Source organism: Chondrinema litorale (assembly GCF_026250525.1).
Classification (GTDB): Bacteria; Bacteroidota; Bacteroidia; order Cytophagales; family Flammeovirgaceae; genus Chondrinema; species Chondrinema litorale.
Window position 1 is genome coordinate 180,065 of the sequence record NZ_CP111046.1, and the last position, 22,425, is coordinate 202,489.

Genomic DNA, 22,425 nt, shown 5'->3' on the forward strand with positions numbered 1-22,425 from the left:
AATGTTTTAATATTATAGAAAAAGGCTCATCTGGAGTCTTTTTCTGATTTACTATTAATGTTGTAAAATTCTATGAAAAAACCTTTTGAGAATAAGCCAGCCAATTTTATAATTTTTTTATTTGTATCGCTCTATCTCTTTAGTTGTTCACAAAAAAATACTGAAACTGTATTGTCTGATGATGAGGCACTTGTAGATGAAAGTTTAACTGGAAAATCTGAGCTTAGCAATTTGCCTACAATAATTGCAGAACAATTATTATTGGCAGATAAGAACTATACTGGGTTGGATAAATATCCTAGAAGTGTAGAAAATGGAGAAACAATTTTAGTAGGAATCAGAGATTGGACTTCGGGCTTTTATCCCGGTTCGTTGTGGTACACATACGATTTAACCAAAGATGAAAAAGTATTGGCAGCAGCCAAAGCCAGAACTGCTCCACTTGAGCCACTTAAAGATGCTACACACACACACGATCTCGGTTTTATGTTGTATTGCAGTTTCGGTAATGCTTTAAACATTGGAGGTGTTGAGTCTGCAAAACCAATTTTGTTGCAAGGTGCAAAATCTTTAATTAGTCGCTATAGCGAAACTGTGGGTTGTATCAAATCTTGGGACTGGTCTAAAGAATGGAAATACCCAGTAATTATAGATAACATGATGAACCTAGAATTACTTTTCTGGGCAACAAAAGAAAGTGGAGATAGTACCTTCTATAAAATAGCAGAGCAACATGCGCTTACTACTTTAAGAAACCATTTTAGAGAAGATGGAAGCACTTGGCATGTGGTAGATTACGATCCAGAATCTGGAGATGTACTTGAGAAAGTAACCCACCAAGGATATGCAGATAGTTCTTCTTGGGCAAGAGGTCAGGCTTGGGCGATTTATGGTTATACTGTAGCATTTAGAGAAACGAAAAAAGAAGTATTCTTAAAACAGGCAGAACAGACAACAGACTTTTACTTAAATCATCCGAATCAACCAGAAGACTTGGTAGCTTATTGGGATTTTAACGATCCGTCAATTCCAGATGTACCTAGAGATGCATCGGCTGCAGCAATTGTAAGCTCAGCCCTTTTTGAGTTGGCCAACTACGTAGATGCAGATAAAGGTCAATTATATAAGGAAAAAGCAACTGCAATCTTAGAGAGTCTTGCATCAGACCAATACTTGGCAAAACCCGGTGAAAACAATTACTTTTTGTTAAAGCATGCTACCGGAAATCTGCCAGCAAACTCAGAAATAGATGAACCGCTTAACTATGCCGACTATTATTTTATAGAAGCACTTAGACGATATTTGGGTAAAGATGCGATTACTACTATGTGATTAGAAAAAATATTTAAATGTATAACCATCTGGCTAATCGTCAGATGGTTTTTTATTTTTGATTTTCCAACTTTACCATTTCTCCATGTCGGTTTGCTTTGTTTATTCCCCAATTTGCCATTGCGTCTAGTAATGGTATTAGCGTTTTACCTTCTTCGGTTAATTCGTATTCTACTCTGGGTGGAATTTCTGGATATACTTTTCTACTTACAAAGCCATCACTTTCCAAAGAGCGAAGTTGTAGCGAAAGCATTTTATCTGTAATTGCGGGAATCATCGCTTTAAGTTCTGTAAATCGTTTCTTCCCATGTTTCAAATACCAAAGCACAATTGTTTTCCATTTTCCACCAACAAATGTGGCAGCCACATCCATAGCACAGTGATAATCTTTACCTTCTATCACAAATTTGAAGTCATCGTCTTTGATTCTCATTTTTTTTAAAATTTTTTCAATTTATAATGCTCTGATATTCAACTATTCTATCATATATGATAGTGTCTATCAAGTTTAACACCATCTTGACACATCTATTCCAAAACTATACTTTTGATAGTAAATATTAAAAGTAAATAAAATTAATTATTTATACTAAAATTTATTATAATGAAAATAGCAGTTTTAGGAACAGGAATAGTAGGAAAAACGATAGCCGAAAAATTAAATACATTGGGTCACGAAGTTGTAATTGGTACTAGAGAAGTAGAAAAAACACTAGCGAATAAAAACGATGAAAAGTCTTTTGCCTATTGGTACGAATCACATAAGAATATTGGTTTACAAACCTTTAAAGATGCTGCTGCTTTTGCAGAAAGTGTCATTTTTAACTGTACCTCAGGGATGTTGTCGATCAAAATTTTACAACAAGCAGAAGCAGATAGTTTAGGCGATAAAATTTTGATTGATGTAGCAAATCCCTTAGACTTTTCGAATGGAATGCCACCAACACTTAACCCCGGAAATTCAGACTCTTTGGCAGAGCAAATTCAGCGTGCTTTTCCAAACTTAAAAGTGGTAAAAACACTCAATACCATGAGCTCTTTTTTAATGGTAAAACCAAGTTTGGTACAAGGCGATCATTCTATTTTTGTGTCTGGTAATGATGATGCAGCCAAAGAAGCTGTAAAAGAGATATTAAATAGTTTTGGCTGGAAACAGAAAAACATATTGGATTTAGGAGACATCAGCACAGCAAGGGGAGTAGAAATGTTATTACCAGTTTGGATGAAACTATGGGATAATTTAGGCACAGTCGAATTCAATTTCCATATTCAGCAAAATGCTTGAAATTATATTTGACTTATATATAAAGAGCTAGGATATTTATATTCTGGCTCTTTTTGTTCTTAATTAGTGTTGTAAATTATAAATGCTAAATATGTCTTCTAATAAAAATAATACTGGTTTAGATTATCAGATTCTAAAAAACGGTGCAGTTTGTATGTATTACAAGAATGGCATTTTAGATAAACATATTCTTTGGTTTACAGATCATCGTTTTGAGGTTTATGACATGAATGTTAGAAATTGGAAGCCAAACAATCTGCATAAAAATCTAAAAGAACATTTGAAGTTTCCAGATTATTATGGAGAAAATTTAAATGCATTTAATGATTCTTTAGGAGATATGTATAATACAAGTTATGAAGGCTTGGTCTTCGTTTTTAGGTGTTTTGATTATTTAGCAGCCTATGATAAAAAGCTATGTGAAGCTTTGTTGGATATAATAGCCAAAACCTCTAGAGAGTGGTTACTTGCTGGACAAAAATTAATTGTACTTATTCAATCAACTGACCCAAATATTTATTTTGAAGAAATAGGTGGAAATACACCCCATTGGAATAATGAAGAATGGTTTGATGATACTCGGAATTGAAATAGTTTTTTTACATAACAAATAGTAGATATGGAAGAGAGATTTTTAACTTTTAGAAGATTTGGCAACTTAGAGGATGCTAATACTTTGGTTGAGGTATTGAAAACTAACAATATTGAATATGAAGTTGAAGATGCCTCACCAACATTTGATATTACTTTCTCCAACAATAAGTTGTTGAATGAGTATTATGTGAAGCTCAAACAAACAGATTTTGAATCCACTGAAAAGTTGCTGGTTGATACTTCAGATATTTCAATTGAAGATCTTCCTAAAGACTATTATTTATTTGATTTTACCGATGAAGAATTAATAGAGATATTAATTAAACCAGATGAATGGAATGCAGTGGATTATAAACTTTCTCAACAAATATTGATAAGTAGAGGAAAGCAGATAGATGAAGAATTCATTTCAACATTAAAGAAGAAAAGGAATGAAGAATTATCTAAACCTGAAAAGAGTAATAGCTCATGGCGAAATGCAGGTTACATTTTTGCTTTTTTAGGAGGTTTATTAGGCGTTTTTATTGGTTGGCACTTAGCTACATTTAAGAAAACTTTACCCAATGGCGAAAGAGTTTATGTCTATTCAGAATCAGACAGAAAACATGGTAAATACATTCTAATAATGGGTGTTATATTTTTCGCCATCTATTATACTTTATACTGGGTTGATTTTTTTAAACAATTCGCTTAAGACTTTAACCCTCTGGAAAATCTAAATCGGGGGTTGGGCTGGTGGCAGACCAACCTCCATCTACTACAATAGTTTGTCCATTTACCTGCCCCGATTGTGGAGAAACTAGAAACAAAGCTGTTTGTGCCACATCTTTCGGATAAGTTACATTTCTTGTAGGTGTAAGTTTAGACCACTCCTTAGGATAATCTGGGTCTTCTGAAAGGGTTCGTTCGGTTACAACAGCTCCCGGAGCAATGGCATTTACAGTAATGCCAAACTGAGAGAGCTCACAAACCAAACCTTTAGCCAGCATTTGTAAGGCAGCCTTTGTCATACCGTAAGGCACCAGATAAGGATGCGCTTGAACACCAGTAACAGAAGACATTAGTAAAATTCTTCCACCACTTTTTTGAGCTTTCATTTGGCGGGCAGCAGTTTGAGCCAGAAAAAATGAACCTTGTAAATTTAGATGGATAATCTTCTGGAAACTTTCTGGTGAATAATCCAGAAAAGAACCATAGGTAGTTATTCCTGCATTGGCAATAGCAATATTTAATTGACCAAATTCAGATACTGCTAAGTTTACCAATTTTTGAATAAAATCTATATTACCAGCATCACCTGCTAAGGCAATACATTTTCCACCCTCAGATTTAATTTTTGTTGCTGCTTTGTCGGCTATTTTATCATCAATATCATTCAGTAAAACAGCAGCACCTTGTTTGCAAAGTTGTCGAGCAATTTCAAAACCTATACCTGTTCCTGCACCAGTTACAATAGCAGTTTGTTCTTCAAAAGTTAGTTGGTTCATATAATGGTTAATTTATAAGTCTGGCTAAAAGGTAGTTCTTCCTTCCGAAAGATCAAAGACAAAACTGCTGATCTCTATTAATAAAAAGGTGTGTTTTGTTATTAATAAAAATACAAAAAATCTTTTATTAATAATTATACTTTTAAGTTTCTCTTTTAATTTTGAGGATGTCAAAACTTAGCAAACTTATATTAAATACCACCAATGAGATGTTGGAATTTCTGGTAAAGCTACCGAGTGTACCTTGTGGTTTGCCACCAGAAGAAAAACTGGCCGATGACTTAGGAGTAAGCCGAACTACTATACGCAAGGTTGTGGATTTACTCAGTGAAAAAGGAATTGTGTTGAAAGACGGTAGCAATAAAATGGTACTGAGAAGACCAGTTAAAAATGACTTTTATACTTCTAAAGAACTAGATAATTCTAAAGCAGATAAAATAGAAAAGTTGATTCTAAAAAAACTTTCGACTTATGAGTTAAAACCCAAAGATCGATTTGCCGAGTTAGAATTGGCAAAAGCTTTTGATTGTAATACAGTAACAGTTCGGGAAGTATTATTGAAAATTGAGCAAACTGGTATCATTAAAAAATCGCCTCGGCAAAAATGGGAAGTAGTTTCTCTAACCATGGATATGATTGAGGAAGTAGTTTCTGCGAGAAAACTTTATGAAGGTTATGCCCTTAGTAAGTTTCAAAACATGTCTGATGAAGATGTTATTTGGCAACAATTGGAAAAGTTGAAATCGAACCATTTACAAATTTTGTTGGAAAAAAACAGATCTATTCATGCACTAGCAGAAATAGAAAGGGCATTCCATTATACTTTGCTAAGAGCTTGTGGAAACCGTTATATTGAAAAATCTTACAACAGTCTTTTTACACTTATAACTTATCATTTGTGGCAGATAGAATACGATCACACAAAAATTGAGAGGGTAATTAAGCAACATCTTGAAATTATTAATAACTTGCTTAATAGGCAGTTTGATAAAGCAAAAGCATTATTGCAATACCATATAGAAGATGCAAAAGCTAGCATGACAGATTTGGTTTTCAGTAAAAATGCTCATTGAGCTATAAGATAAATTACTAAATTATATTATGAAAATGAAAGCACTACGCAGTCAACAATGGTTTGGTAAAAAAGGTAAAGATGGATTTATTTATCGTGCTTGGATGAAGAATCAAGGCATTCCAGATGATGAATTTAGAGGCAAACCTGTAATTGGCATTTGTAATACATGGTCTGAGTTAACACCCTGTAATGGTCATTTTAGAGAGTTGGCAGAATCTGTAAAAAGAGGTGTGTTTGAAGCAGGCGGTTATCCGGTAGAATTTCCGGTAATGTCATTAGGAGAAACATTAATTAAGCCTACAGCCATGCTCTACCGAAATTTAATGAGTATGGATGTAGAAGAATCCATCAGAGCCAACCCTATTGATGGTGTAGTGTTACTTGTAGGATGCGATAAAACTACACCAGCTTCAGTAATGGGTGCCTGTAGTGTAGATTTACCCACTATCGCCGTTTCAGGTGGACCTATGCTTACTGGGCACCATAGAGGAAAACCCATTGCCACTTCGGATGTGTGGAGAATGAGTGAAGCTGTTCGCTCTGGCAAAATGGAAGAAGAAGAATTGCGCTCTGTAGAGGCTTGTATGTGCAGAAGTGATGGACATTGTGCAGTAATGGGAACAGCTTCAACAATGGCATGTATGGTAGAATCTTTGGGTTTAACCTTGCCAGAGAATGCGGCAATTCCAGCAGCAGATTCCAGAAGAAAAGTCTTGGCTCAACTTTCAGGAAGAAGGATTGTTGAAATGGTAAAAGAAGATTTAACTCCTGCTAAGGTTTTAACAAGAGAAGCGTTTGAAAACTCTATTATATTAAATGCAGCCATTGGTGGTTCTACCAACTTTGTTTTGCACTTGTTGGCAATTGCTGGTAGAGTAGGTGTAGAGCTCAATCTCGATGATTTTGATGATTTAGGCAGTAAAATTCCATTGTTGGTAAACTTGCAACCATCAGGCAAATATTTTATGGAAGACTTTTATTATGCAGGCGGTTTACCGGTAGTTGTAAAAGTTCTAGCAGAAAAATTGCATCAAAATGTAATTACAGTAAATGGAAATTCTTTGGTAGAAAATGCAAAAACTGCTAGTTGCTATAATGAAGATGTTATCAGAACTCCTGCAAGTCCATTTCAAGAAGCATCTGGCATTACCGTAGTAAGAGGTAATTTGTGTGAAAATGGAGCCATTATAAAACCTTCGGCTGCAACACCAGAGTTAATGCAACACAGAGGTAAAGCGGTGGTTTTCGAAAACATAGAAGAATACCACGAGAAAATAAATGATCCTGAGCTAGAAGTAGATGCTTCTTGCATTTTGGTATTAAAGAATGTGGGTCCTAAGGGGTATCCTGGTATGCCAGAAGTTGGAAATATGGCAATTCCCAAAAAACTATTGGCAGAGGGTGTAACTGATATGGTGCGTATTTCAGATGGTCGTATGAGTGGAACAGCTTTCGGAACAGTGTTTTTACATGTATCGCCAGAAGCAGCGGCAGGTGGAACTTTGGCTTTAGTAGAAAATGGTGATGAGATTGAAGTGGATGTTGCCAAAAAGAGGCTGCATTTATTTGTATCAGATGTGGAGTTAGAAAGACGTAAAAGCAGTTGGCAAGCACCAGATTTGGGATATAATCGTGGATATGTGCAATTGTATATCAAACATGTTGAGCAAGCAGAAAAAGGTGTTGATCTAGACTTTTTAAAAGGTAAATCTACTAGTGTGGTATTAAGAGATTCTCATTAAAGTTTGATTTTAGAATCCATAGTAAGAAACAAATAAACCCTTTTTCAGAAGGGTTTATTTGTTTTCAACCAAGAGTAAGCTTTAATAAACGGGTTTTGATTACTGAATAAAGAGAAAGATTTCTAAATTGGAGATACTGTAGCCTATCAGTATTTTCACATCAGTAAATATTGCAGTAATGAACAAAGCGCTGATCCGATCAATTCTACCATCAATATTTTTTTGCATTATCTTAATTTCTTGCGGTTCTTTTAAAAAAGAAGATCAACCTATAACTCCACAATTTTGGGAAAAAGCCATTGCCAAGTATGAAGAAGCTGATAGACAAAATCCACCTAAACAGGGAGAAATACTATTTATAGGCAGTTCATCTTTCACACTTTGGAAAAATGTAGCAGGTTACTTTCCAAGCAAAGAAATCATTAACCGGGGTTTTGGTGGAGCTCAAACCAGAGATGTACTTTTCTATAAAGAAAGACTGATACTTCCATATCAACCATCACAGGTTGTAATATACATTGGTGAGAATGATCTATCTGTAGGCAAAACAGCATCAGAAACAGCTTACAGTGTCGAAAAATTAATCAACTGTATTTTACAGCAATTTCCCAATACTTCAATAGTTTATATTTCCATCAAACCTAGTCCTAGTAAATGGGATTTGAAAGATAAAATGCAGGATACAAATAAACTGATATCAGCTTTTATAGCTCAAAATAAAAAGGTTGAATTTGTAGATGTTTGGGACTCCATGTTAGATGAGGACGGTAAACCTCCTATGAGTATTTTCTTGGAAGATAGTCTCCATATGAATGACAAAGGCTATGCAATTTGGCAAAAGAAAATCGCTCCACATTTAAAGTGAAATCACTGTTTTGGTGAACTCCCTTTTCTCTCAGATAGGGCAGGATAGTAGAACCGAAACCAAGAAATAACTTTATAGTAATTAATAAGCTTTTTTACAGATGGTTTATTTCTTACTAAAAGTAAGTTTTAAAAGCCATTTTTCATTATTGGGTAAAGAAAAAACACCTAAAATTGGAGATAAAAGGAGGCTTAAGTATTTTACTTAATGTAAATAGACTTAAGAAAATGAAAAAACGTATGATCAAGTTTCTCAAACTTCAACTAATAGTTAGTTTTTTATTTTTATCCTTTATTTCATCTGCTCAGCAAGCAAAAGATGAAAATAAGTGGGAAAAAGAAATAGCAAAATTTGAAAAGAAAGATGCTGAAAATCCTCCTCAGTTAGGTGAAATATTATTCATCGGCAGCTCTTCAATTACTATTTGGCGAGATACTCAAGAGTATTTTCCTGATAAACCAATTATTAATAGAGGTTTTGGCGGCTCTCAAACAAGTGACTTACTTACATTTAAAGAAAGGTTAATCCTTCCATACAAACCTTCTCAGGTTGTAATTTATGTTGGCGAAAACGACATTGCGGCTAATAAAACTCCAAAAAAAGCGGCAAAAGATGGCAAAAAATTAATCAAATGGATATTAAAGCAGTTCCCAGAAACTTCGGTAGCTTATATATCGATGAAACCCAGTATTAGTAGATGGGAGCTTAGAGATAATATGCAGGCAGCAAATGTTTTGATGAAGAAGTTTGCTAGTAAAAATGATAAAGTAGAGTTTATAGATGTTTGGGATTCTATGTTGGGAGATGAGGGAAAACCCCTTGCTAATATCTTTCTTGAAGATGGATTGCATATGAATGCAAATGGCTATGTGATTTGGCAAAAGAAAATTGCTCCATATTTAAAGTAAAGTCAGCAATTACATATCTATCTCTTATCAAACTGAAACTAGTGATGAAATTAATAAATCATAGAAATTCCCTTAAAAGCACATTATATCTGTTAGTTTTTGCCAGCATTACTATCTTAAATTATACAGTGAATGCACAAAGCAAAAAAGACAAATCCTTCCCCAAAGTGGTGAAAGAAAATGGCAAATACACCTATTATGTAGATAATAAACCATATTTGATTCTAGGCGGTCAATTATGGAACTCGAGTGCTTGGCCTGATGTGTTGAGCAAAGAATGGTCGCAATTAAAAGAACTAAACTGTAATACTTTAGAAGCGCCAGTTTACTGGGAAAACATTGAACCAGAGCCTGGTAAATTCAATTTTAATGAGGTCGATTCTCTTATCCTAGGTGCTAGGAGAAATAATTTGAGAGTTATCATCTTATGGTTTGGATCATTCAAAAATGGGAGCATGAGTTATGTGCCTACTTGGATGAAAGAAGATATTGAAAAATATCCACGGATGGAGAACAGCGGAGGAGAGCCGATACAAGTACTTTCTGTTTTGTCTGAGGAAAATTTAAATGCAGATAAAAATGCATTCGTCGCCTTAATGAAACACATCAAAGAAATTGACTCTAAAGACAAAACAGTAATTATGATGCAGGTCGAAAACGAGTCTGGCAGTTTGGGTACAGATCGAGATTATTCTGCCAAAGCCAATGAAGTTTTTGAGCAGTCTGTACCAGAGAAATTAGTAAGCGGACTGGGTAAAGAATCTGGAAATTGGGATGCAGTTTTTGGTGTTGAAGCTGCCGAAGCATTCAATGCATATCACATTGCAACATATATTAATGCAATTGCAAAAGCGGGTAAAGAAGTTTATCCGCTACCGATGTACACCAATGTTTGGACTCGCGAAAACCATTTCGAAAGACCGGGAGAGTATCCGAGTGGTGGCCCCACTAGTAATATGATTCCAGTTTGGAAAGTGGCTGCACCAGAAATGTTTACTTTGGCACTCGATGTTTATCATCAAAACATAGAATCTTTTAAAGATAGATGCAAAAAATACAGCCGAGAAGATAACCCGCTATTTATAGCCGAAATGGGAAATGGAGATGTTTTCGCTCGTTACCAGTTTTATGCTTTGGCAGATTATAATGCAATGGGAGTAGCACCTTATGGTGTCGATCCTTTTCACTTAAGTCCGCATGATAAAAGGGATAAGGAACACCTCGATAACAAGCTACAGTACATCGCGTCTAATTTTAGCTTGTTTAACAAAGCCATGCCGCAGATTTTAAAGATGCAGGCAAATGGCAATTTACAATGTGCTGTACAAGAAGAAGGCCTTCGAGAGAAACTACTCCATTTTAAAGGTTATGATTTACTTTTTCAATTTGGCTTTCCTACTTATAAAGAACACAATGATAAAACTGGAAGGGTACTTATCGGGCAAGTCGCTGAGGATGAATTTGTGCTAATTGGGTTCGATGCAAAATTTATTTTTAGACCCACTTATGGTTCGGGTTTTAACAAAGCAGAATATGTAACTATTGAAGATGGCTATTACGATACAGAAGGTAATTGGCATAAAGTAAGAAACTGGAATGGAGATGCGGCATATCATTCAACATTGCCACCAGATGGTAGGATTCTGAAAATCAAATTGCAAAGATTAAAGACATCAAAAGAGATGACAATAAAACCCAATTTTGAAAAATAGATACAAGCAAATTTAAACTCACAACACAAAGTAATGAAGATGAAACTATACGCAATACTGCTTTCAATTCTTTTTTTAGCAGGATGTGCACAAGAAACTGCAATTAGAGAGCAAAATAAAAAGCCGAATGTTGTAATCATTTTTGCAGATGATTTGGGCTATGGCGATTTAAGTATTTACGGACACCCCACTATAAAAACACCGAATCTAGATAAGCTGGCAACTGAAGGGCAGAAGTGGACAAACTTTTATGCATCGTCAAGCATTTGTACCCCAAGTAGAACCGGTTTACTTACCGGAAGATTACCAATTAGAAGTGGCATGTGTAGCAACGAAAGAGGCGTATTGTTTCCAGATTCAAAAGGGGGAATTCCAGAATACGAGATATTAATATCAGAATTACTAAAAGAGCAGGGCTACAAAACTGCTTGTGTGGGTAAATGGCATCTGGGGCATTTGCCTCAGTATTTGCCCACTAGTAATGGCTTCGATTCTTATTACGGCATTCCATATAGCAATGATATGGATAGAATTGATGGAGCAGGTTTTAATGAGACTGGCCCACATCCAGAAGTAAAATATTTTAATGTTCCTTTGATGAAAAATGAAGAAATTATCGAACGTCCTGCGAACCAACATACCATAGTTTCAAGATATACAGATGAGTCTATCAAGTTTATTAAAGAGAATAAAGATGAACCATTTTTTCTTTATTTAGCACATTCTCTTCCCCATGTTCCTTTGTTTGCATCAGAAAAATTTGAAGGTACAAGTAAGCGTGGTTTGTATGGTGATGTAGTAGAAGAAATAGATTGGAGTGTTGGTAAGATTATTTCTGCTTTAAAAGAGAATGGTTTAGACAAAAATACTTTGGTAGTCTTCACTTCTGATAATGGGCCTTGGTTGCATTTTAATGAAGCTGGCGGTTCTGCTGGATTATTGAGAGAGGGGAAAGGTACTTCATACGAAGGAGGAATGCGTGAGCCGGGTATTTTTTGGTGGCCAGAAAAAGTGAAACCGAGTGTAATTACAGACATGGGTTCTACGCTTGATTTATTTCCTACCATTTGTAAAATAACAGGTATGGATGTGCCTATGGATAGAATTTATGATGGTGTAGATATTAGTCAAGTTTTATTTGAAGAAAAGCCTACGCAAAGAGACGAGATTTTTTATTACGATAATGAAGAGCTTTTTGCCATTAGAAAAGGTAAATGGAAAATACATTATGCTACCAGAGAAAATGCCTACAGCAAAGAAGTGAAAATTGTAAAACACGATCCACCATTATTGTATAATTTGGAAGTAGATCCATCAGAAAAATACAATCTGGCAGCAGACAATGCAGAACTGATCGAAAAATTTTCACATATTAAAGATGCACATTTAAGTTCTGTAGAGCCTGTAGAAGATCAATTAGTGTTGAGGTAAAATTAGGATAATGACCTACAGTTTTGCTTAGGTTAGCAAAGTATTCCCTTTTTAGTATAACACAATAATGGAAATTTACAAAAAGCGTCGTGTACATTTCTTAATAAGCGTACACGACCCGATTTATCTTACATCTAGTTATTATTTTATGAAAATTACCTATATTATTGTAGAGAACTGAGACGATTTTTAACAACTACAGTACTTTTTTAGCTATTGGCATTACTTAAGTACATCAGAATAACCAAAAACAACCATGGCATGAAAGCTATTTCTGATAAGGAAAATCAACGCAATAAACAAGTATATCTACAAATCAACAGGGCACTAATTACGAAGAACGATAGAGAAATATGGGCAGAATTTAAACAGGGGAAACCCGAAGCATTCCACTATATTTATAAAACCTATTTTTCTATTTTGTTTAATTATGGCTGCCAGATTACGCAAGACAAAGAGTTGATTAAAGATCTAATTCAAGATGTATTTGTTGAGCTGAATGAAAAGAAAAAGCGTTTGGGCGATGTGAATAATATAAAATTTTATCTGTTTAAATCGCTTAAAAGAAAAATATTAGCTCTCAGCAAAAAGAAATTTTTATCAAAATCCCCAGACTTCCTAAATACAATAAAATCTTTTGCAATTACCATCCCCCACGAAGAAAAAATAATATCTACTGAAACGGAAGAAAATAGGAAAAACTTGTTAGATGAAGCCTACAGTAAACTTTCCGTTAGGCAGAGAGAAGTACTCATGTATTATTTTTATGAAGACATGTCTTACGATGAAATTTCTGAATTAATGGATTTCTCTAAAAATGAACATGCTCGAAAACTTGTATATAGAGCGGTGTGTAAGTTAAAAGAAGAAATAGAAAGAAAAAAAGCAATTTTACTCATTAGCATTCCAGTTTTAGTATTAATAATATTATTTTTTTGTATCTGATTATCAGTTACTTACATATTATTTTTATTTTTTTTCAATATTTCATGTCCACAAAAAACCGTTCATGCTCTCTTTCTTTATAAATAAAATCATTTAAAACTGATGATGGATTATAAAGATTTTCAGTTAGAGCATTTTCTTACCGACAGCTTTTTTATTAGTTGGGTAAAAAAACCTGATACAGCATCGGAGCATTTCTGGTTGAACTGGCTGCAAAATAATCCCGAAAAAGAAGAACTTATAACTGAAGCTCGCAAGATTATTCTTAAGTCAAGGTATAAGTATATGTATCAGCCAACAGAGCAAGATTATTTACAGGTGCTAGAAAAAATTCACCAACGTAATTACAGTTCAAATCATAGGTATACAAAACCTAAGATAAACTGGTATATGTTGAGTGCTGCGGCCGTAATAGTGATTCTTTTAGCTGTTACAGTAATATTAAATCCATTTCAGAATGAAACTTCAATAGTTCAAGAAAAATCGGTTCCACAAAAAATTATTCGCTCTGTGCCTAATGGTAAAAAGCTCCAATTTAATTTACCAGATGGCTCACAAGTTAAAATTAATTCGGGGAGTACTTTGTGGTATATGTCTGATTATAATAACCCAAGCAGAGATGTTTATTTAAAAGGAGAAGCATTTTTTGATGTAACCCCAAATCCTGAGAAGCCATTTAAAGTGCATGTAGACAAAATTGTTACTAAAGTGCTTGGTACAGCTTTTAATATAAGAGCTTACGACGATGACCATAATATTTCTGTATCTGTTGCAGAAGGAAAAGTATCTGTTTATAACAATGAAAACAACAAAGTTGTACCGGAGATTTCATCAGGAAATATGGCGATTTATAAAGCAGATATTGGAAGTTTCGAAGAGCAAGAGGTTGATATTGAAAAAGTAATTGCATGGAAAAACAACACCATAGTATTAGAAAAAGCGAGTTGCAAAGAAGTGTTTGAGAAGCTTGAAAAATGGTATGGTGTAAAATTTATAACAAAAGAGGATTTAGGAATTACAGGAAAATTCAATGGGAAATTTCACGATACCTCACTTAAAGATGTTTTAACTGGACTTGATTTTTCATCCCAAATAGATTTCGAACTGAAAAATGACACTGTCTGGTGTAGTAAAAAAGATTTGCCTATGAAGTAAAGATAATTTTTTGACTAGCAAAACAGGTACCTCCCGATTTCGTTGGCGCGCTCCCGGACTGTACCTGCTTATCAGGCTTTTGCCATCTTATTAACAAAACCTTAACAAAAATATGAAAAGAAAAACTTTACGCAAAGTATTGCACATGTCCAAACTAATATTTTATGGGATATGCCTTCAGGCAATATTTACCGGAATCCTTCTGGCAGGTCCGGGTAATGCTCAATCGAAAAAATTGGAGGATGTCGGAGTTACTATCAATATTCAATCGCAAAGCCTGAAAAAAGTATTTAGCTTACTTGAAACCAAAACTGGTTTTTCATTCACGTATAATGATGGAATAATAAATGAAAATACATTACTGTCTATAACAGCTAAAAAAAGCAATTTGCAAGATGTTTTGGAACAAATAGCTGGAGAAGCAAAAGTGAGTTTCAAAAGAATTAATAATAATATATTTGTCTCAAAAACGGAGACCTTTACAATTAAAGAGGAGATTACTATAGCTCCTTTGCCAATTCAATCTAAAATTAGAGGTACTGTAACCTCTGGCGAAGATAAAGCTCCTTTACCAGGTGTCAGTATCATAATTAAAGGTACTACAATTGGTACTACCACTAATTTGAATGGACAATACACTATTGATGCTAGTAGTGATGATGTGTTGCAGTTTAGTTACATCGGGCACATTAATCAGGAAATTGAAGTGGGTAATAGAACAGAAATTAGCATAGAACTCGCTTTGGATTTGGAGCAACTAGAAGAAGTGGTAGTTGTGGGTTATGGCATGCAAAAGAAAAGAGATGTGATTGGTTCAGTTGCCTCTGTATCATCTGAAGATATTACCAAATTACCAGTATCTTCACTAGACGCAGGTTTGCAAGGTTTGGCTCCCGGTGTGCAAGCTGTGGGAACTGGTGGCGTTCCGGGAGCACCAGTAAGAATTCTAGTGAGAGGAACCAACTCTATTTCAGCAGGAACTGATCCATTATATATAGTAGATGGAATGCCAATTTACTCCAGTTTAAATGGTTTGGAAAGAACAGAATCTACTACACCTCAGAGTCCTTTGGCAACCATCAACCCCAATGATATTGAGTCTATTGAAGTTTTGAAAGATGCAGCAGCAACTGCTATTTATGGTTCAAGAGGTTCTAATGGAGTAGTAATTATTACAACCAAAAATGGCAAAGGAGCAGGCGGTTTCGATTTTACTTATAATGCAGGTATCAGCACAATTATTAAAGACCCAAGTGAAATGGGTTTTGCTAATACGAGTGAGTATTTTACAATTATGGATGAAACCAGAGCTAACTCGGGTCTTCCTCCATTCGATCCAGATATCAATACCAACCTTTTTATCGATAACCCTGTAGCCTCTTTAACTCGTGAAGAAGCGATGAGTACCAACACCGATTGGTTTGATGAAATACTTCAAAAAGGAAAATTTCAAGAAGTGAATTTGTCTTTGCATAACTCAACCGATAAGGCAAACTATTACATTTCTGCAAACTATCGAGACGATACAGGTATCTTAAAAACTAACCAGTTCCAAAGATTTTCTGTAAGGGCTAATACCGATATGAATATCTTGGAGAATCTAACTGCTGGAATCAGATTAAACTTGGCGTATACCAAAAACGATAGAGTAAAATCTGGTGGTGGTGGAGGTCTGCAAGGCAATAGTGGTGGAAACAGTGGTGGTTTTGGGCAAGCAAATTCAAATGCATTAACATGGTATCCTATCAATAATACAAATCACCAAAGTGGTTATTGGAATCCACTTTCTGGTAATAATCTGGCCGCAAATATCGATGAAGATTTGTTGCTAGATGAGGTTGATCAATATAGAGCATTAGGTAATTTTTATTTCAATTACACAATTCCTTGGATAAAAGGGTTATCTGTTCGCTCTGAGTTATCAGCAGATTTTTTGCAAAATAATAGTACGTTTTGGGTAAGTGAATATTTAAGAGAAGGTGGTTCGAGTGCTTCAGATCAAAACGTTACTTATAATAGTTTCAACTATAATTTCTATGCAACTTATAATAAGAGCATCAGTAAAAATTTTGCATTAAATATAGTGTTAGGAACAGAGTCTCAAGAAACAAATCAAAGAAGAAGGTTTATGTTGGGCGAAGATTTGCCTAGCAGTTATCAACAATTGGGTTCACCTAATAATTACTTAAGCATGTATTCTGGCCTAGAAAATGAGCGAGCATTAAGATCTTATTTTGGTAGAAGTGATTTAAAATTTAATGACAGGTATTTACTAGGCTTTAGTTTTAGGCGCGATGGTTCATCAGCCTTTCCAGAGAATTCAAGATGGGCTAATTTCAGTGCAGTATCAGCCGGTTGGATAATTACCGATGAGCCATTTTTTCATTCTGCATTTTTCGAAATGCTTAAGTTAAGAGGTAGTTATGGGCAAACCGGAAATCAGAATATTGGTAACAATCGTTTCATTACAACCTTTAGAAACGACAGAAGATATCTTTCTCAAGAATTGCTAAATGGTGGTACATCTATTACTAACTTAGGTGCATCAGATTTAACTTGGGAAACAACCAATAGCTATGATATAGGTCTCGATTTCGCTTTACTTGCAGGTAGAATAAGCGGATCAATTGCATACTACTACCAAGATGTAGAAGATATGTTACTACAAGTTCCGCTTCCTCTATCCATTACTTTAGACACTAGTAACCCTACAATTTGGGCAAATGCCGGTCGAATGAAAAATACAGGTATAGAGTTTAATTTTACTTCGGTAAATGTACATACCGCTGCCTTTAAATGGACTAGTACTTTTAACATTACTACCAATAAAAATGAAGTAATTAATCTTACAGATGATGTAGATAAAAATGGTCAAGGTTTAATTGCGAGTAATACGATTACTAGAACAGGTGGTAAACTAGGTGCATATTATCTAGCAGAATATGCGGGTATCGATCCGGAAAGAGGAGTAGAAATGATCTATGAGATCGATCAGGAGTTATTTGACGAAACAGGCGAAACAGTAAAAACAGGCAATCTAATTCCAGCGACACTTACCAATGTGCGGGATAATAAAATTATTCACGAAGGACAAACAGGTTTGCCAACATACTATGGTGGATTAAATAACAAATTCGAATTTAAAGGATTCGACTTCAGTGTGTTTTTCACATTTATGGGAGGTAACTATTTATACGATTATGTTACTCAGAGATCGCATTACCCATCAAGAGGGCAAAGAATGCTAAGCTCAGAGCTAATTGGTAACTCATGGTCAGCAGATAATACCAATGCAGAATATGCAGAACTAAGATGGGATATGGCTTACGATTGGGATTGGGATTCAGAAAACGGGCAATGGGTTGAAACAGCAGGTAATTACAATAATGAAACGTATTTCCACGACAGATTTTTGGAAAAAGCCAATTTCATTAGGCTTAAAAACCTGACAATTGGCTATAATTTCCCTCCAGCCTTGGCTAAAAAAATGTACATGAATAACCTTAGAGTTTATGTTTCTGCAACTAATCTTTTAACATTTACAAACTATAGTGGTTGGGATCCAGAGGCGATTGTAACAAATTCTGGTAATCTTAATTTGGCTCCAGGCATGATATATCTGCCTCCATTGCCACATATAAAGACATATAGTGTTGGCTTAAATGCTAAATTTTAATACGAACAATATAATTAAGTGAAAATGAAATACATAAAGATATATATATTAATCACATTAAGCCTTTGGGCTACATCTTGTGATAATGAAGACTTTTTTGAGGCAACCAATCCACCAGAAAATCCATGGCTTAATTTATCTGAGTTTGAAAAAGCTGCCGCAGGTGCTTATTGGGGTGGTCTCCGCTCAGGTTGGGACAATATAATTGGTGGCCCTCGGCTAGTAAAAACTTGCCAGTCAGACATTGCCCGATTGCTGCCGGGTACTTCTGCCAACATTCCTTTTTCTGAGATGTATAACAGAACATCAGATTTCGAAATCGATAAAACGACCAATGCATTTAGGAATGCTTACAGAATGATAACCATTGCTAATTCTGGACTCGATTTTATAAATGATAATGATGGTAATCCATATCCGAGTATAGGAGAGAGCGATATTCAAAACAACCTGAGAAGGATAGAAGGCGAGCTTTATTTTATTAGGGGATATGCCTATTATATGCTTTCTACAATTCATTTACCTGCCTACAATCCAGATGGGAGTAACGATTCTGAAAAAATTCTTCCAATAAGAACTCAGTTTGATGATAATTTGGATGGAGCAAAAAGCCCAGAATTAGGCACTGTAGAAGATATATATAGTTTAATGATCTCTGATTTTACAACTGCCAAAGGTTTATTACCAGAAAGATTTGATGCTGCTTTACACCATGCTTCTTATGCTGAAGGTAGAGCGAATCGCTTTGCTGCTTCTGCCATGCTTGCCCGAGTGTATTTTATGATTGGTATGGATACTGAAGCACTTACAGAACTAGATTATGTAATTGATGAAAACGGTGGAGATTACGATCTATCGGAAGACCCAATCGAAGCATTTAATCATGATGATGAATCTCGTGGCAAAGAAGTAGTTTGGTATGCGTATTATGCAGATCCAGTTAAATCTAGTGGTAATACGCTAGAATTAACAAGCATGACTTTGCAATCTTATACAGCTACAAATGGTGGGTTAACTTGGCCAGATGGTTATGCAAGAATTACATGGAATCAATTTGCTTTAAGTTATGATGCATTGCAGCGTGTTGGTTGGATGGTCGACCCCGAAAATGGAGATTATACTATAACAGAAGAAGCTTTGGAAGACAAAAGGTTTCTACAGTTATATAAAAAGCTAGAACCGTATAATCCAGACCCAGAAGCAGACCCTTCTGTTTATGAGACAGTTTACTCGCAAGTAACCACACCTGTAGTTTGGAGCGATAAATATTATAGAGGTAAAACCACTGGTTTTAAAACCAACATTCCGCTTATAAGGCTGGCAGAAATGTACCTTACACGCTCACTTTTAAGATTGAGAAACGGCAATACCGCAGGTGCAACTAGCGATCTAAATATGATTCGAAATAGAGCAGGTATTGGCGATTTGGAAACTGCCATTACCGAAGACGATATACATAATGAAAGAATAAAAGAATTGGCATTCGAGGGTGATCGAACAGATTACCTCAGGTCTGCAAAGTTGGATATTCCGCCGGGAGATAGAAGTATAAGCGCTGTGCCTTATAACGATGCTTCTCTGGTTTGGCAATTACCACAAAGAGAACTTGATCTCAACTCTAGCTATCAAAGTAACTGAGATTAATAATTGGTAGTTAAAGCAGTATCCATTTTGGATACTGCTTTTTTCCTATTCCAACACATCCTTATCAGAATCTAATAAATTAAATTTCTATAAAATGCATTACCTTAAATCACCTTGTTTAAAAGCTATAGTGCTTTTCACATTAACTTTATTATTAACATGTTTTCAAAACTTGTTTGCCCAGCATAGTAAATCTATGCTTACACCATTTCGAATACCACTTCCTGAAAAGGGAGCAAAAATTATTTATGAAGATTTGGATAATGATGGTGATCCGGATATTCTCAAAACTACATTGTATTCCGATATCCCGGTAATGTGGATTGATGATGATGATGACATGAAAGAAGGAGATTTAGAGGGCGATACCGACTCTGATTGCTTATTGATAGATAAAAATAGAGATGGCAAATATGCGCAAGCGAAAGATATGATAATTGATTGGGGAGATGAAGACAAAGATGGAAAAGCAGATATACAAGTGTATGTAGATTATGGAGAATTAAACCAAACTGGTTGGGGACCCGGTCATTACATGATTGTGGTTGATACAGATAATGATCAAACCTTTAGTTACATAGACTGGGAACATCTGGAAATAAAAGCTTGGGATCATAACAGAAATAGCAGTTTTTTTGAAGACTATTCTGGTAAGAGTCTTTTCCTTAAAATTCATACTTCCACATTTAATATGAATGATGTGCGAATGAATTGGGAAAATCCTTTCCTTTTTTACGATCCAGATAATGATAATTTGACAGAATATGCCATCCGTTTTTGTGATTCTCCGATAAGGGAAAGAAAGGTAGAATCGCACTCAGAAGATGGTAATATTCCTGATGAAGACAGAGCAGTTGAACTAACAGGAAAAATTAATTGGGTTTCTATGGCCTATGATATGGATAATGACAATGCACCCGGCAACGAATTCGATTATGATATGACAATCCATTTTAGTGGCGAAGGTTTTCCATATAAAGATCAGGTGCACAAGTTCAATAGTTTAGTAGGTTTGGCTGGCACCGAAAAATACTTTTACGATCCGCGTTGGAGACAAAATAATACACTGCTTTATCCAGACCACGAAGCTGCTTACGATTTAGTTTTCGATAGAGGCAAATGGGATTTTTGCTGGTTTACTTTCGATGAAGATGACGACTGCGAAAGATGGGAAAGAGTAGAAATGTATCAGCCAAAAGATTTATTTAAAATAGGAATGAGAAATGGAGGCTTAGACGATAATGGGCAAGCAGATGCCAGTGGAGATAGAGGCGAATGGGATGCAGACAATTCTGGCAAAGGCAATCTATATGTATCTAGCTTCGATGGTCGCTTGCATTTGTATGGAGCAGAGTGGGGAGCTTGGCGCATCGATCAGGAAGCCAAATATTACCAAGGTTGGGGAGGTTTGTACGATGGTACCCAAAAGAGAAAGCAAAACGAACCAGAGGTATATCCAACCATTAAATACGAAGATGCAGACAAAAATGGCTTTATAGATAAGATTTCTTATGATATGGATGGAGACACCATTTTTGAAAAAACAATTTCACTGGCAGAGTTAGATATAGAAGACAAACACGAAGTAATTGACATCTCCAAAATGAAATATGCTGATTACCAAAAACTACATACTAAAGTTGCAGATGGTATTTGGCAAACAGCAAATGATGCCGTGAATGTTGCCAAAGCAAAAAATCTAAATACAGATTGGTATCAATTTCTAATGCATCCAAAATCTATTAGAGAGAAATACCACAATGGTTTCTGGTTAAATTTTTATGTTTATCAAGACATGTTGAAATATGCTGCTGTAAAGGCTGATAAAAAATATATACAGCAAATCGAAAAAGCTTACCATTCTGGTAACTGGGATTTGCTCAACTAATTAAAGTCCAATTTAGTCTCTTTAACCTTAGTGTGGCTATGCTGCATTAGGGTTATTTTTTTATTTCGTAAGTTCGTTTAGGCCTATCGATATGTTTTTTAAAATTGATTAAAAAGATGTTTTTTTTATAGATAGATGTTATACTTGAAGGAATTAGAATTGCTTCGATTTTGTAAATTTTTTAAAAATTCTTTCTACCTATTAAGTTTTTCATATGAAAAAAATGTTTATATCTAATAATCCATTATCATCAAGCGTAAGTATTTTTATTATAAGATTAGTTGCCGGAGGATCAATGTTATCACATGGTTTTCCAAAATTACAGAAAGTTATTGCTGGTGAATTTCAGTTTGCAGACCCTTTTGGCTTGGGACCAGAAGTCTCTCTTTTTATGGCTGTTTTTGCAGAAGTTATTTGTAGTGTGCTTTTAATTCTTGGTTTATTTACCAGATTGGCGCTTATTCCGCTCATAATCACAATGGCTGTAGCTTTTTTCCTTATTCACGGAAGTGACGATTTCAAAGTGAAAGAACTTGCTTTTATTTACTTGTGCATGTATCTATCTATTTTCTTTTCTGGTGCTGGAAAAATTTCTATCGACCAAATGATAAATAAGTGAGATATTTTACAAAATACAGAATGAAAGCAATCTAAATTTTTTACTTGTTTTAAAGTTTTAGATTGCT

The 22,425-nt window shown here is 35.1% G+C and carries 18 protein-coding genes; 16 read left to right on the forward strand and 2 right to left on the reverse strand.

Annotated features, from left to right (window positions below; genetic code table 11):
• Positions 1-72 precede the first annotated feature (72 nt).
• A complete protein-coding gene (locus OQ292_RS25660) occupies positions 73-1,332 on the forward strand; it encodes a glycoside hydrolase family protein (RefSeq protein ID WP_284687043.1) in 1,260 nt (419 codons plus the stop codon).
• 52 nt (positions 1,333-1,384) lie between these two features.
• Here OQ292_RS25660 and OQ292_RS25665 read toward each other — a convergent pair whose 3' ends face one another.
• On the reverse strand, positions 1,385-1,765 hold the full coding sequence (locus OQ292_RS25665) for a winged helix-turn-helix transcriptional regulator (RefSeq protein WP_284687044.1): 381 nt from the start codon (positions 1,763-1,765) through the stop codon (positions 1,385-1,387).
• A 171-nt stretch (positions 1,766-1,936) separates the two neighbouring features.
• Here OQ292_RS25665 and OQ292_RS25670 point away from each other — a divergent pair, with 171 nt between their 5' ends.
• From OQ292_RS25670 to OQ292_RS25680, 3 genes are all read left to right on the forward strand, one after another.
• Positions 1,937-2,617: an NADPH-dependent F420 reductase gene (locus OQ292_RS25670; RefSeq protein ID WP_284687045.1), complete on the forward strand. Its 681-nt coding sequence runs from the start codon at positions 1,937-1,939 to the stop codon at positions 2,615-2,617.
• A gap of 91 nt (positions 2,618-2,708) precedes the next feature.
• On the forward strand, positions 2,709-3,206 hold the full coding sequence (locus tag OQ292_RS25675; protein WP_284687046.1) for a barstar family protein: 498 nt from the start codon (positions 2,709-2,711) through the stop codon (positions 3,204-3,206).
• A gap of 30 nt (positions 3,207-3,236) precedes the next feature.
• Positions 3,237-3,905 (forward strand): hypothetical protein, encoded by a 669-nt coding sequence (locus tag OQ292_RS25680; protein WP_284687047.1) that lies wholly within the window; start codon positions 3,237-3,239, stop codon positions 3,903-3,905.
• 4 nt (positions 3,906-3,909) lie between these two features.
• Here the strand turns inward: OQ292_RS25680 and OQ292_RS25685 are convergent, their stop codons facing one another.
• On the reverse strand, positions 3,910-4,698 hold the full coding sequence (locus tag OQ292_RS25685) for an SDR family NAD(P)-dependent oxidoreductase (RefSeq protein ID WP_284687048.1): 789 nt from the start codon (positions 4,696-4,698) through the stop codon (positions 3,910-3,912).
• Between the two features lie 167 nt (positions 4,699-4,865).
• On the opposite strand from OQ292_RS25685, the gene OQ292_RS25690 reads away from it, so the two are divergent.
• The 12 genes from OQ292_RS25690 to OQ292_RS25745 all read left to right on the forward strand — a co-directional run bounded on the left by OQ292_RS25690 (position 4,866) and on the right by OQ292_RS25745 (position 22,358).
• Positions 4,866-5,771, forward strand: a complete 906-nt coding sequence (locus tag OQ292_RS25690) for a GntR family transcriptional regulator (RefSeq protein ID WP_284687049.1) — start codon at positions 4,866-4,868, stop codon at positions 5,769-5,771.
• 28 nt (positions 5,772-5,799) lie between these two features.
• Entirely contained in the window at positions 5,800-7,515 is a 1,716-nt protein-coding gene (locus OQ292_RS25695) for an IlvD/Edd family dehydratase (RefSeq protein WP_284687050.1), read from the forward strand.
• A gap of 178 nt (positions 7,516-7,693) precedes the next feature.
• Positions 7,694-8,380 carry a GDSL-type esterase/lipase family protein gene (locus OQ292_RS25700; RefSeq protein WP_284687051.1) on the forward strand — a complete coding sequence of 229 codons (687 nt, stop codon included), beginning with the start codon at positions 7,694-7,696 and terminating at the stop codon, positions 8,378-8,380.
• 173 nt (positions 8,381-8,553) lie between these two features.
• A complete protein-coding gene (locus OQ292_RS25705; protein WP_284687052.1) occupies positions 8,554-9,288 on the forward strand; it encodes a GDSL-type esterase/lipase family protein in 735 nt (244 codons plus the stop codon).
• A 44-nt stretch (positions 9,289-9,332) separates the two neighbouring features.
• Positions 9,333-11,000, forward strand: a complete 1,668-nt coding sequence (locus OQ292_RS25710; RefSeq protein WP_284687053.1) for a DUF5597 domain-containing protein — start codon at positions 9,333-9,335, stop codon at positions 10,998-11,000.
• 39 nt (positions 11,001-11,039) lie between these two features.
• On the forward strand, positions 11,040-12,431 hold the full coding sequence (locus tag OQ292_RS25715) for a sulfatase family protein (protein WP_284687054.1): 1,392 nt from the start codon (positions 11,040-11,042) through the stop codon (positions 12,429-12,431).
• A 261-nt stretch (positions 12,432-12,692) separates the two neighbouring features.
• On the forward strand, positions 12,693-13,376 hold the full coding sequence (locus OQ292_RS25720) for an RNA polymerase sigma factor (RefSeq protein WP_284687055.1): 684 nt from the start codon (positions 12,693-12,695) through the stop codon (positions 13,374-13,376).
• 102 nt (positions 13,377-13,478) lie between these two features.
• Positions 13,479-14,531 carry a FecR family protein gene (locus OQ292_RS25725; protein WP_284687056.1) on the forward strand — a complete coding sequence of 351 codons (1,053 nt, stop codon included), beginning with the start codon at positions 13,479-13,481 and terminating at the stop codon, positions 14,529-14,531.
• 145 nt (positions 14,532-14,676) lie between these two features.
• On the forward strand, positions 14,677-18,207 hold the full coding sequence (locus tag OQ292_RS25730; RefSeq protein ID WP_284687057.1) for a SusC/RagA family TonB-linked outer membrane protein: 3,531 nt from the start codon (positions 14,677-14,679) through the stop codon (positions 18,205-18,207).
• Between the two features lie 24 nt (positions 18,208-18,231).
• Positions 18,232-19,845: a RagB/SusD family nutrient uptake outer membrane protein gene (locus tag OQ292_RS25735; protein WP_284687058.1), complete on the forward strand. Its 1,614-nt coding sequence runs from the start codon at positions 18,232-18,234 to the stop codon at positions 19,843-19,845.
• Positions 19,846-20,047: 202 nt separating this feature from the next.
• Complete coding sequence (locus OQ292_RS25740) at positions 20,048-21,739, forward strand: hypothetical protein (RefSeq protein WP_284687059.1); 1,692 nt, start codon at positions 20,048-20,050, stop codon at positions 21,737-21,739.
• Positions 21,740-21,962: 223 nt separating this feature from the next.
• The gene (locus OQ292_RS25745) at positions 21,963-22,358 is read left to right on the forward strand and encodes a DoxX family protein (protein WP_348970662.1); all 396 of its coding nucleotides are present in this window, start codon (positions 21,963-21,965) and stop codon (positions 22,356-22,358) included.
• The last annotated feature ends 67 nt before the right edge of the window (positions 22,359-22,425 follow it).